Origin of the sequence: Rhizobium grahamii, assembly GCF_009498215.1 — a bacterium.
Lineage (GTDB): Bacteria > Pseudomonadota > Alphaproteobacteria > Rhizobiales > Rhizobiaceae > Rhizobium > Rhizobium grahamii_A.
The window spans coordinates 2,239,471-2,251,468 of the sequence record NZ_CP043498.1; the positions used below are offsets into that span (position 1 = coordinate 2,239,471).

General features: G+C 60.1%; 11 protein-coding genes. 5 read left to right on the plus strand and 6 right to left on the minus strand.

Going from position 1 to position 11,998, the window contains the following annotated elements:
• The first annotated feature begins 8 nt into the window (after positions 1-8).
• Together FZ934_RS10895 and FZ934_RS10900 are read left to right on the plus strand one after the other, a co-directional pair.
• A complete protein-coding gene (locus FZ934_RS10895; RefSeq protein WP_153271086.1) occupies positions 9-833 on the plus strand; it encodes a transglutaminase family protein in 825 nt (274 codons plus the stop codon).
• A 251-nt stretch (positions 834-1,084) separates the two neighbouring features.
• Positions 1,085-2,152 carry an HD domain-containing phosphohydrolase gene (locus tag FZ934_RS10900; protein WP_153271087.1) on the plus strand — a complete coding sequence of 356 codons (1,068 nt, stop codon included), beginning with the start codon at positions 1,085-1,087 and terminating at the stop codon, positions 2,150-2,152.
• Between the two features lie 57 nt (positions 2,153-2,209).
• Here the strand turns inward: FZ934_RS10900 and FZ934_RS10905 are convergent, their stop codons facing one another.
• The 5 genes from FZ934_RS10905 to chvE all read right to left on the minus strand — a co-directional run bounded on the left by FZ934_RS10905 (position 2,210) and on the right by chvE (position 8,723).
• Complete coding sequence (locus FZ934_RS10905; protein ID WP_153271088.1) at positions 2,210-3,643, minus strand: aldehyde dehydrogenase family protein; 1,434 nt, start codon at positions 3,641-3,643, stop codon at positions 2,210-2,212.
• Positions 3,644-3,715: 72 nt separating this feature from the next.
• Complete coding sequence (gene araD1 / locus FZ934_RS10910) at positions 3,716-4,711, minus strand: AraD1 family protein (protein WP_194273801.1); 996 nt, start codon at positions 4,709-4,711, stop codon at positions 3,716-3,718.
• Positions 4,712-4,822: 111 nt separating this feature from the next.
• Complete coding sequence (gene mmsB / locus FZ934_RS10915) at positions 4,823-6,028, minus strand: multiple monosaccharide ABC transporter permease (protein WP_153271090.1); 1,206 nt, start codon at positions 6,026-6,028, stop codon at positions 4,823-4,825.
• Entirely contained in the window at positions 6,028-7,563 is a 1,536-nt protein-coding gene (mmsA, locus tag FZ934_RS10920) for a multiple monosaccharide ABC transporter ATP-binding protein (protein ID WP_153271091.1), read from the minus strand. Before mmsA ends, mmsB begins: the two co-directional genes overlap by 1 nt.
• A gap of 95 nt (positions 7,564-7,658) precedes the next feature.
• Positions 7,659-8,723: a multiple monosaccharide ABC transporter substrate-binding protein gene (gene chvE, locus FZ934_RS10925; protein ID WP_153271092.1), complete on the minus strand. Its 1,065-nt coding sequence runs from the start codon at positions 8,721-8,723 to the stop codon at positions 7,659-7,661.
• Positions 8,724-8,997: 274 nt separating this feature from the next.
• On the opposite strand from chvE, the gene FZ934_RS10930 reads away from it, so the two are divergent.
• On the plus strand, positions 8,998-10,005 hold the full coding sequence (locus FZ934_RS10930; RefSeq protein ID WP_153271093.1) for a LysR family transcriptional regulator: 1,008 nt from the start codon (positions 8,998-9,000) through the stop codon (positions 10,003-10,005).
• A 56-nt stretch (positions 10,006-10,061) separates the two neighbouring features.
• A complete protein-coding gene (locus FZ934_RS10935; protein ID WP_153271094.1) occupies positions 10,062-10,565 on the plus strand; it encodes a hypothetical protein in 504 nt (167 codons plus the stop codon).
• Here FZ934_RS10935 and FZ934_RS10940 read toward each other — a convergent pair.
• Entirely contained in the window at positions 10,562-10,804 is a 243-nt protein-coding gene (locus FZ934_RS10940) for a hypothetical protein (RefSeq protein WP_153271095.1), read from the minus strand. The two genes, FZ934_RS10935 and FZ934_RS10940, sit on opposite strands and share 4 nt — an antisense overlap.
• A 152-nt stretch (positions 10,805-10,956) precedes the next feature.
• On the opposite strand from FZ934_RS10940, the gene iolG reads away from it, so the two are divergent.
• Complete coding sequence (iolG, locus tag FZ934_RS10945; protein WP_153271096.1) at positions 10,957-11,949, plus strand: inositol 2-dehydrogenase; 993 nt, start codon at positions 10,957-10,959, stop codon at positions 11,947-11,949.
• Positions 11,950-11,998 lie beyond the last annotated feature (49 nt).

Sequence of the window (11,998 nt, forward strand, 5' to 3'; positions counted from 1 at the left end):
GGCACGACATGAAACTTAAGATCAGCCACGTCACCGAATATCACTACGAGGAACCGTCCGTCTTTTCACTGCAGCGGTTGCGGCTGACACCGCCGACCGTCGCCGGGCAGACGATCCTCAACTGGTCGCTGCACGTCGAGGGCGCCAAGCCCGAGGTCGAGTATGACGACCAGTTCGGCAACCACATCAACCTCGTCTCGCTGGAGGGCGAGCAGCGCACCACCCGTATCGTCGCCGAAGGCGAAGTCGAGACCGAAGATCGGAACGGCGTGCTCGGTGCCCACAGCGGCTTCTGCCCGCTATGGCTTTTCCTGCGCGAGACACCACGGACGAAGGCCGGGAAGCTCGTCCGGGAGCTGACCAGGGACGTCAGCGGCGAGAACGAGCTGTCGCGCATGCACGCGCTGATGGCCGCCATTCACGCGACGGTGGCCTACCGGCCAGGAACCAGCGATACCGAGACGACGGCGGAGCAAGTGCTGGAGAAGAAGAGCGGCGTCTGCCAGGATCACGCTCATGTCTTCGTTGCCGCCGCGCGCAGCCTCGGCGTCCCCGCCCGTTACGTTTCCGGCTATCTGATGATGGAAGAGAAGGTCGAGCAGGCGGCGACACATGCCTGGGGCGAAGCCCATGTGCTCGGCCTCGGATGGGTCGGTTTCGATCCGGCGAACAACCTCTGCCCGGATGCCCGCTATGTGCGCGTTGCTTCCGGTCTCTGCTATCGTGATGCAGCCCCTGTTTCAGGCATGCGCATCGGCACACCCGGGGAAAAACTCTCGGTTGTGGTCAAGGTCGAGGATCAGGGGCAGATGCAGAGCCAAAGCCAGAGCTAAGCGCTGCGGTTACCGCTCCTTAATCCTGATTGCAGCGGGCGCTCGATGCGCCCGTTTCTTTTGCGCGCTAGAGAAAATCCTGTCCTTTGAAATAACCCGATGTTAAGCGCCCCGCCCTGATCCTAGGGACGGTGAACGCGGCATCCTCAGTCGCGACGGTTTCGATCGAAATGAATTCAACCCTGATGCATCAGGGTTTCGAGACTTGGCGCCAGCCAGCCGCCTGCAGCAGAATTTCATCGGGTCTTTTCATGCATCTTCTTATCGTCGACGACAGCAAATCAAGCCTGCTGGCGCTGGAGACGGCCGTCCGCAGCTTCAGCGACCACGACATTGAAAGCTTTTCCGATCCGCGTGCCGCTCTGGAACGCAGCCGCGCCGTCGAGTTCGACCTCGTGATGGTCGACTACATGATGCCGGGACTGAACGGCGTAGAACTCATCCGTCATCTCCGCGCACAACACGGCTACAAGAATGTGCCTGTTGTCATGGTCACCTCGCAAACCGAGCGCGCCATTCGCCTGGAAGCACTCGACGCCGGCGCCACCGATTTCCTCAATAAGCCCTTCGACCCGCTGGAACTGCAGGCACGCATCGTCAACCTTCTGGCTCTGCGCACGGCGCAGGTCGCACTTGCCGATCGCGCCAAGGCGCTGCATGTCGCCTTCCGCCATGCAAGCCGGCAGGCCGACATGCGCGAGCAGGAGATCATCTGGTGCCTCGCGCAAGCGATGGCATCGAGGGACGGCAACACCGGTGACCATATCGAGCGCGTCGCCACCATCGCTGAACTCGTCGCTGATGGCGTCGGCCTCGACCGTATCCAGCGCCGCAACATCTTCCTGGCCGCACCGCTCCATGACATCGGCAAGATCGGCATTCCCGATGCCATCCTGCAGAAGCCCGGCAAGCTCGATCCGCATGAAATCGAACTGATGCGCCAGCACGTGCCGATCGGCGTCGGCATCCTGCAGAACAGCACCGCCGAACTCTCGCGCGTCGCCGTCGCCATCATCGGCGGACACCACGAGAAATGGGACGGCACGGGCTATCCGAACGGCCTCGCCGGCGAAGACATTCCGATCGAGGCCCGCATCGTTGCCGTCGCGGATGTCTTCGACGCACTCTGCTCCGACAGGCCCTACAAGTCTGCCTGGGAGCCGGAACGGGCTTACGAGGAGATCATCGCCTGCAGCGGAACGCATTTCGATCCCGCCTGCGTCGCTGCTTTCCGGCGCAAGTGGCCGGAGATCCGCAGCCTCTTCGACGGCAATGGCATGGAGCGCGGACGGACCGCTCTGATCGCCGAAGCCATCTAACAACAAAAGGCGGGACCAAGTCCCGCCTTTTTCGTCTTACCTAAATCTGCGAAGCAGTTACGCCAGCGTGTAAGCCGTCTTGACGCTGGTGTAGAACTCCGCCGCGTACTTGCCCTGCTCGCGAGGACCGTAGGACGATCCCTTGCGGCCGCCGAACGGGACGTGGAAGTCGACGCCCGCCGTCGGCAGGTTGACCATCACCATCCCGGCTTCGGAGTTGCGCTTGAAGTGCGTTGCGTGCTTCAGGCTCGTCGTCGCAATCCCGGCAGACAGGCCAAACGGCGTGTCGTTGGCGGTTGCCAGCGCTTCCTCGTAATCCTTGACGCGGATGACCGAGACGACAGGGCCGAAGATCTCCTCGCGCGAAATCCGCATCTGGTTTGTGGCTTCCGTAAACAGCGTCGGCTGCAGGTAGAAACCGGGCGTTTCGCGCTTGATGAGTTCGCCACCGAAGGCGAGCTTTGCGCCTTCCTTGCGACCGATCTCGATATAGTCGGTATCGGTCTTCAGTTGCTTTTCATCGACAACAGGGCCGATATGCGTGCCGGGTTTCAGAGCGTTGTCGACCACAAGCGTCTCCAGCTTGGCCGTCAGCGCCGCCACGAACTTGTCGTGGATGCCTTCAGTAACGATCAGGCGCGAGGATGCGGTGCAGCGCTGGCCGGTGGAGAAGAAGCCGGAATTGGCGGCCGCCTCGACGGCAACGCTGAGGTCCGCATCGTCGAGCACGACCATCGGATTCTTGCCGCCCATTTCCAGCTGGAACTTGCGGTTATGTTCGATCGAGGCAGCAGCCACGCGACGACCTGTACCGGTAGAGCCGGTAAAGGTGATGCCGGTAACGTCGGGGCTGTCGAGCATGGTCTGACCGACCACCGAGCCTCTGCCCATGACGAGGTTCAGAACGCCCTTCGGCAGACCTGCACGATTGAGGATATCGACAATCGCCCAGGAGCAGGCTGGAACGAGTTCGGCAGGCTTGAAGACGACGGTGTTGCCATAGCAGAGCGCCGGCGCGATCTTCCAAGCCGGGATGGCAATCGGGAAGTTCCAAGGCGTGATGATGCCGATGACGCCGAGCGGGTCGCGGGTGATCTCGACACCGATGTTCGGGCGAACGGACGGAATGATTTCGCCTGCGAGGCGCAGCGCTTCACCGGCGAAGAATTCGAAAATCTGGCTGGCGCGGATGGTCTCGCCGATCGCCTCGGGAAGTGTCTTGCCCTCTTCGCGGGCAAGCAGCGCGCCGAGCTCGTCCTTGCGGGCCATGATCTCGTCGCCGGCCTTCTTCAGGATGACGTGGCGTTCCCAGATACCGGAGCGCGACCATGCGGGAAAAGCGGCCTTCGCGGCGGCAATAGCGTTCTTGGTGTCTTCGACCGTACCATCCGCATAGAGGCCGACCACCTCGTTGGTGTCGGACGGATTGATATTCCTGGTCGCATCGGAACCGACCCATTCGCCGCCGATGAGGTTCTGATAGATGGTCATGGGCTGGTTGGCCTCCAATACCGTTCAGGAAAACGGTCCGGCCGCCGAAACGGCGGCCGGGCCAATGCCAACTCAGAGCTGCTTGACGACGATGTCTTCTTCGGCGTCGATCTTCAGCGGATTGCGCAGCGGCAGGCCGAAGTCGGCGACTTCGATTTCGAAGAGGTCGCCCTCTTCCGTCTTGATGCCTTCCGCAAACGACAGCGTCGCCGTGCCGAACATGTGGACGTGAACGTCGCCGGGCACGCGGAACAGGCCGTACTTGAAGTGGTGGTATTCGAGGTTCGCGAAGGTGTGCGACATGTTCGCTTCACCAGACAGGAACGGCTTCTCGAAGATTACCTTGTCGCCGCGCTTGATGCGCGAAGTGCCGCGGATATCGTCAGGCGCGGCACCGATGCGGATCTCCGGGCCGAAGCTTGCCGGACGCAGCTTGGAGTGCGCGAGGTAGAGATAGTTCTGGCGCTCCGTGACGTGGTCGGAAAACTCGTTCGACAGCGCAAAGCCGATGCGGAACGGCGTGCCGTCCTGAGCGATCACGTAGATGCCGGCCATTTCGGGCTCTTCGCCGCCATCGAGCGCGAAGGACGGAGAAACCAGCGGCGCACCCGGAGCAGCCGAACCGTAGCCGTTGCCCTTGTAGAACCACTCGGGCTGAACGCCCTTTTCGCCAGCCTCCGGCTTGCCGTTCTCAAGACCCATCTTGAACATCTTCATCGAGTCCGTGAGGGTTTCCTCGGCAGCCTCGGAGGTCTTCTTGTGCATGGAGTCGCGCGTTGCGGCCGAGCCCAGATGCGTCAGACCGGTGCCCGTCAGGTGCAGATGCGCAGCGTCGGGATGCGTCATCGGCGGCAGGAACTTGCCTTCGGCATAAGCCTTTTCGAGATCGACTGCATCCCCGAGACCATGCGCCTCGATCACCGCTGCGAGCGACTTGCCGCCATTTGCGGCTTCCATGGCGAGCGCATAGACGCTGCCAGCGTTGTTGACGGCTTTCGCGGTACCGCCCGGCTCGCGCACGGCGACGACGATCTCTCCGTTCGAACCCTTGATCTGCGAAATGAGCACGGTCTTCATCCTTTTTTCGATAACGCGGAAAATGCTCCGCCAATCCGGCCCTCAGATGAGCCGGATTGGTAAGTTCACATGACTGCGAATGCCTGGGCAGCGCCGAAGCGCTTAGCCCTTGTTCTTGTTGTAGACGTCGAAGAAGACGGCAGCGAGGAGCACGAGGCCCTTGACCATCTGCTGGAAGTCGATGCCGAGACCGACGATCGACATGCCGTTGTTCATGACGCCCATGATGAACGCGCCGATGACAGCACCGGTGATCTTGCCAACGCCGCCCGATGCCGAAGCACCGCCGATGAAGCAGGCCGCGATAACGTCGAGTTCGAAGCCGACGCCGGCCTTCGGGGTTGCCGAGTTCAGGCGCAGCGCGATGATCATGCCGGCGAGACCGGCGAGCACGCCCATGTTGACGAAGGTCAGGAAGCTCAGGCGCTCGGTGTTGATACCGGAGAGCTTGGTGGCCTTTTCATTGCCGCCCAGGGCGTAAATGCGTCGACCGATCGTCGTCTTGCGGGTAACGAAGGCGTAGATCGCAATCAGCACCAGCATGACGACGAGCACGTTCGGCAGGCCGCGATAGCTCGACAGCAGATAACCGATCCACAGGATAGCCGCGGAAACGATCATGTTCTGGACGATGAAGAAGCTGGTCGGCTCGACATCGATGCCGTGGCTCTCGTTCACCTTGCGGCGGCGCCAGGCGAGGTAGAACAGGATAACCGGCAGGATGACGGTCAGAACGATCGAGGTCGACTGTACCGGCGTTCCGAACAGATCGATCATGTCACCAGGCAGGAAGCCTGTGCTGATGACCTGGAATTCCTTCGGGAACGGTCCGATGTTCTTGCCGTTCAGCACCGTCAGTGTCAGGCCGCGGAACACCAGCATGCCGGCAAGCGTGACGATGAACGACGGAATGCGGTGGTAGGCAATGAAATACCCCTGCGCCGCGCCGATGAGGCCGCCGACGGCCAAACAGATCAGCGCTGCAAGCCAGAAATTCATGCCCCAGGTAACGGTGAAGATGGCCGCCAGCGCGCCGACAAAGGCGACGATCGAGCCGACCGAAAGGTCGATATGCCCGGCGACGATAACCAGCAGCATGCCCAGCGCCATGATGACGATGAACGAGTTCTGCAGCACGAGGTTCGTCAGGTTGACCGGCTTGAACAGGATGCCGCCGGTATAGAACTGGAAGAACACCATGATCGCGACCAGCGCGATCAGCATGCCGTATTCGCGAATGTTACCGCGGATATAGTCGGTAACGGAAACGACGTTGCTTTCTTCGGTTGTTTGGTTGACCGGCGTCATTACTTCTTCTCCCCTGAGCGCATGATAGCGCGCATGATAGTTTCCTGGCTTGCTTCTCCCTTTGGCAGTTCGGCGACGATGCGTCCTTCATTCATGACGTAAATGCGGTCGCACGTACCGAGCAGTTCAGGCATTTCCGACGAGATCATCAGAACGCCCTTTCCATCGGCGGCAAGCTGGTTGATGATAGTATAGATTTCGTATTTTGCGCCAACGTCGATACCGCGCGTCGGCTCGTCGAGGATCAGCACCTCCGGATCCGAGAACAACCACTTCGACAGCACGACCTTTTGCTGGTTGCCGCCGGAGAGATTGACCGTTTCCTGGAACACGCCGGAAGAGCGGATGCGCAGCTTCGAGCGGTAGTCGGTCGCGACCTTCATTTCCTTGATGTCGTCGATGACTTCGTTCTTGGAAACCCCTGCCAGATTGGCAAGCGAGGTGTTGTGCATGATGTTGTCATTCAACACCAGACCGAGATGCTTGCGGTCTTCGGTGACGTAGGCGAGGCCCGCGTCGATCGCCTTGCGCACGGTGCTGGTATCGACGGCCTTGCCGTTGACCATCACGTCACCGGTGATCTTGTGGCCGTAGGACTTGCCGAACACGCTCATGGCAAATTCAGTACGTCCGGCGCCCATCAGGCCGGCGATGCCGACCACTTCGCCCTTGCGAACGGTTACGTGGATGTCGTGCAGCACCTGGCGGTCGCGATGCTGCTGGTGGTAGGCGTTCCAGTTCTTGACCTCGAGGATCGTCTCGCCGATCGGCACGGAGCGCGGCGGATAACGGTCAGCCAGATCGCGGCCCACCATGTTCTTGATGATCACGTCTTCGCTGATCTCGTCGGTGTGACAGTCGAGCGTCTTGACGGTCATGCCATCTCGCAGAACGGTGATCTGGTCGGCGACCTTGCGGATCTCGTTCAGCTTGTGGGAAATGATGATAGAAGTGATGCCCTGGTTGCGGAACTCCATCAGGAGGTTCAGCAGCGCATCGGAATCTTTTTCGTTGAGCGAGGCGGTCGGCTCGTCGAGGATCAAAAGCTTGACGCTCTTCGACAATGCCTTGGCGATCTCAACCAGCTGCTGCTTGCCGACGCCGATATCCGTCACCAGAGTGTTGGGCGATTCACGCAATCCAACCTTGGCAAGAAGCGTCTTGGTCTTGTTGAAGGTCTGTTCCCAGCTGATGATGCCATTCTGGGCGTTCTCATTGCCGAGGAAGATGTTTTCGCCGATCGACAGGTGCGGCACCAGCGCCAGCTCCTGGTGAATGATGACGATGCCGATCTCTTCAGAGTCCTTGAGCGCCTTGAAATGACGGACGTCGCCTTCGTAGACGATATCGCCATCATAGCTTCCGGCAGGGTATACGCCGGAGAGAACTTTCATGAGGGTCGACTTGCCGGCCCCATTCTCACCCACCAACGCGTGAATCTCACCTTGTCGAACCTTGAGGTTCACATTCTCAAGCGCCTTCACGCCTGGGAACGTCTTGGTGATGTTCCGCATTTCGAGGATTGTATTGTCCATGGTCATAATCCAGCGCCAGCAGCCAAAGGGGCGCGGCGATCATAAAAGTGAAGACCGGAACCCGCAAGCAGCGGATTCCGGCCAACTTGGAACAATTACTTCAGCTGGTCAGCCTTGTAGTAACCGCCTTCAACGAGGATCTTCTCGTAGTTGGTCTTGTCAACTGCGACCGGGGTCAGCAGGTAGGACGGAACGACCTTGACGCCGTTGTCGTAGGTCTTCGTGTCGTTGACTTCAGGCTCCTTGCCTTCCATCAGAGCGTTGACCATGCCGACGGTAACCTTTGCGAGGTCACGGGTGTCCTTGAAGATCGTGGAGTGCTGCTCGCCAGCGATGATCGACTTGACCGACGGAACTTCAGCGTCCTGGCCGGAAACGACCGGGAGCGGCTGATCGCCAGAACCGTAGCCGACGCCCTTCAGCGACGAGATGATGCCGATGGACAGACCGTCGTAAGGCGACAGAACTGCATTGACCTTCGCGTCGGTGTAGTTAGCCGAGAGCAGGTTATCCATACGAGCCTGGGCCGTTGCCGGATCCCAACGCAGCGTACCGACCTTGTCCATGCCGGTCTGGCCGGACTTTACGACGAGCTTGCCGCTGTCGATGTAAGGCTGCAGAACAGACATTGCGCCGTCGTAGAAGAAGAAGGCGTTGTTGTCGTCAGGCGAACCGCCGAACAGTTCGATGTTGAACGGACCCTTGCCATCCTTGAGGCCAAGCGCGTCAACGATGGAAGTTGCCTGCAGAACGCCAACCTTGAAGTTGTCGAACGTCGCGTAGTAGTCGACGTTGCCCGAGTCGCGGATCAGACGGTCATAAGCGATGACCTTGATGCCTGCGTCGTGAGCCTTCTGAAGAACGTCGGAAAGCGTCGTGCCGTCGATAGCGGCGATGACGAGAACCTTGACGCCCTTGGTGACCATGTTCTCAATCTGAGACAGCTGGTTCGGAATGTCGTCGTCGGCGTACTGCAGGTCGGTGGTGTAACCGGCTTCCTGGAGCTGCTTGACGATGTTGTTGCCGTCATCGATCCAGCGAGCGGACGATTTCGTCGGCATTGCAATGCCTACAGCGCCCTTATCGGCTGCCATAGCCGGTACAACGAACGACGCGACGCCGAAGGCCGCCGCTGCCATCAATGAGATAATGGATTTCATATCTCTCTCTCCCTTAGTTAAATAAACGCACGGACGAAAAATCGCCCGCCCCGAAACTGTGGCAGGTTCCGTCTTGGATAATACTTCAGATGGTGAGAAACGAAGTAGGTCTCCTCCACGCTCTCACACGTGTTGAGTGCCAACCAGCACACGGCGGCAAACTGGTATGGATTCCTATAACTGTCAAATAGAATAACTGGCAAATTGCATAACAAATTTGGTATATCGTTAAAAAGTATTACTTTTGATGGAACGCAGTTGGGAGGCTGCAACCATGACGATTATTTCAGGGCCGTTGGCGACCGATCACGTGGACATTCAGACAGAAATTTTTGGGGACGACGGCCTGCTTCGGTCGGGACTTAAGCTGAATCACCTGCGCATGATCGTCGCAATCGAAGATAGCGGGCAGATATCGGCGGCAGCCGAGGCTTTGAACGTCTCCCAGCCCGCCGCTTCGCGCATGTTGTCCGAAATGGAATCGATTCTCAAAACACCACTTTACGAGCGGGTTGCCCGCGGCGTGGTGCTGACAACCTTCGGCGCGGCCCTCGCCAGACGCGCCCGCAAGATCATGCTGGAACTCAGGGAAGCCAGCCGCGAAATCGGCGAACTGAAGACCGGAAAAGGCGGCGCCGTCTTCATTGGCGCGGTGACGGCTCCGGCCATGAGCTTGGTCGTGCCTGCCATCAAGCATGTCAGAAAGGCTCTTCCCGGGATCGAGGTCAGTATTCAGGTCGAGACGAGCAATGTGCTTGCCCGGGAACTCCTCGCGGCCCGCCACGACTTCATCATCAGCCGCATACCCGATGATCTCAACCCGCGCCTCTTCCAGGTTCAGGAGATCGGTGTCGAAAGAGCCTGCCTGATCGTCCGGGGCGGGCACCCGCTATTGAAGAAGAAGGTCGCGTCGCTCGCCGACCTGCCGCAATACGACTGGGTCTTCCAGCCGCCGGGCACGCTGCTGCGCCGGACGATCGAGGATCTCTTCCTGACGAACGAGGTCCCGCTGCCGGAAAATATCGTCAACACCTCGTCGCTGCTGCTGACCTGCGCCACCGTTTGCCAGACGGACGCGATTGCTCCGATCGCGATCGACGTCGCGCAGTTCCTGGCGAGCCACAAGTCGAAGGCCTCGGATGTGCACGTCCTGCCGATCGACTTCGAGATCAACGTCCGGCCTTACAGCCTGATCACCGTCAAGGAGCGTGAACTGCCGCCGAGCGCGCGGCTGCTTTACAATCTCGTGCTGCAGGAAAGTCAGAAGGCCGCGGCGGGCTGACAAGCCTTGCTCCATCTTCCTCGGCTTTAGTGCGCCTTCCCCGAAGGAGATGCACAATGCTGTTCGGTCAATCGGTCTTCCAGTCCGTCCTCGATCGCCTGAAAAGCGAAGACGAGGAAGCCGAAGAGCATCAGGCCCATTCCACAGCGCGCGTTCACGGCTTCAACACCGGACTTGCCTTCGACGTCATGGAAGGCGTCTCGGCCAGCGCAGCACGGCCCGGGCAGGCCTATTTCGAAAATCTCGAAATCGAGGAACCGCGCCCAGCACCGCCGCCGGAAACGGCTGCCGAGCCCGAGCCTGTACCACCAGAACCGGAGCCGGAACCCATCATCCCCGAACGCCTGACGCGGATATTGCCCCAAGAGATCGCGGCCGAGATCGCCATTTCGTCCCGCGACACGCTGAAGAGCCTTGGTGAAAAGCGCCGCGCCTTCGCAAAGGCCAACCATCCGGACAGCGTCGCACCCGCGTTTCGCCCGAATGCGACCAGGCGAATGACGATCGCAAATCTCCTGATCGACGAGGCGATCCGGCGACTGTCGCGGCTCAGATCCTAGTCTTCGTCCTTGTCGGCCGCAGGGCTCTCCTGCTGCGGAGCATCCGTTGTTTCCGCAGGAGGCTTGTAGCTCCAGAGCAGCATGTAGGCCGCATAGACACCGGCCCCTCCGGCGAGCACGGCCCAGAAGGGGTCGCCCGTGACGATTTCCACCACCGCCCATCCGAGGCAGACGGCGACAATGAGGATACGCGCCCAGAGCGGACGGTAGGCCGGATGTTGTGGATCGATCAGCTGCATTGCGTTCCCATGTCTGAATTGTCACACGTCTTTAAGGTGAATTTCAAAAATGTGAAAGAGCGCCGGGCTTGACGCGGCGAGGATAAAATGGAATGAAAATTCCACAACGAGCACAATTCGGTTCATTTGTTCCGAATCCAAGGGAGGTTCTCATGACAGTCAGATTTGGTCTTCTCGGCGCCGGTCGCATCGGCAAGGTGCATGCAAAGGCCGTCAGCGGCGATGCCAATGCCACGCTCGTCGCCGTTGCCGACGCGTTCCCGCAGGCGGCTGACGCAATCGCATCCGCCTATGGCTGCGAGGTCCGCACGATTGAGGCGATCGAGGCTGCCAAGGACATCGACGCTGTTGTCATCTGCACCCCGACCGACACCCATGCCGATCTGATCGAGCGTTTCGCCCGCGCCGGCAAGGCGATCTTCTGCGAAAAGCCTGTCGATCTCGACGTCGATCGCGTCCGGGCCTGCATCAAGGTCGTCGACGAGACCAAGGCAAAGCTGATGGTCGGCTTCAACCGCCGCTTCGACCCGCACTTCATGGCTGTGCGCAAGGCCATCGACGACGGCCGAATCGGCGACGTCGAGATGGTGACGATCACGTCCCGCGATCCTGGCGCCCCGCCGGTCGACTACATCAAGCGTTCGGGCGGCATCTTCCGCGACATGACGATCCACGACTTCGACATGGCCCGCTTCCTGCTCGGCGAAGAGCCGGTTGCCGTCAGCGCCACGGCCGCCGTTCTCGTCGACAAGGCGATCGGCGATGCCGGCGACTACGACAGCGTTTCGGTTATCCTGCAGACGAAATCCGGCAAGCAGGCGATCATCTCCAACTCCCGCCGCGCCACCTACGGCTACGACCAGCGTATCGAAGTACATGGCTCGAAGGGCATGGTATCGGCCGAGAACCAGCGCCCTGTTTCCATCGAGCTCGCCAACGGCGAAGGCTACACCCGCCCGCCGCTGCATGATTTCTTCATGACCCGCTACACCGAAGCCTATGCCAACGAAATCGCAAGCTTCATCGCTGCGATCGAGAAGGGCGCGAAGATCTCGCCCTCCGGCGCCGACGGCCTCGCAGCGCTCGCGCTTGCCGATGCGGCAGTGCAGTCTGTCAAGGAAGGCAAGCTCATCAAGATCGGCTGACGGCCCTCTCCCGACCGAAAGCCAACTGTGAGATGGCCGGGTCCCTGCC

Coding starts and splice junctions, on each gene's coding strand:
- FZ934_RS10895 (WP_153271086.1), top strand. CDS start 9: ATGAAACTTAAGATCAGCCACGTCACCGAATATCACTACGAGGAACCG.
- FZ934_RS10900 (WP_153271087.1), top strand. CDS start 1,085: ATGCATCTTCTTATCGTCGACGACAGCAAATCAAGCCTGCTGGCGCTG.
- FZ934_RS10905 (WP_153271088.1), bottom strand. CDS start 3,643: ATGACCATCTATCAGAACCTCATCGGCGGCGAATGGGTCGGTTCCGAT.
- mmsB (WP_153271090.1), bottom strand. CDS start 6,028: ATGACGCCGGTCAACCAAACAACCGAAGAAAGCAACGTCGTTTCCGTT.
- mmsA (WP_153271091.1), bottom strand. CDS start 7,563: ATGGACAATACAATCCTCGAAATGCGGAACATCACCAAGACGTTCCCA.
- chvE (WP_153271092.1), bottom strand. CDS start 8,723: ATGAAATCCATTATCTCATTGATGGCAGCGGCGGCCTTCGGCGTCGCG.
- FZ934_RS10930 (WP_153271093.1), top strand. CDS start 8,998: ATGACGATTATTTCAGGGCCGTTGGCGACCGATCACGTGGACATTCAG.
- FZ934_RS10935 (WP_153271094.1), top strand. CDS start 10,062: ATGCTGTTCGGTCAATCGGTCTTCCAGTCCGTCCTCGATCGCCTGAAA.
- FZ934_RS10940 (WP_153271095.1), bottom strand. CDS start 10,804: ATGCAGCTGATCGATCCACAACATCCGGCCTACCGTCCGCTCTGGGCG.
- iolG (WP_153271096.1), top strand. CDS start 10,957: ATGACAGTCAGATTTGGTCTTCTCGGCGCCGGTCGCATCGGCAAGGTG.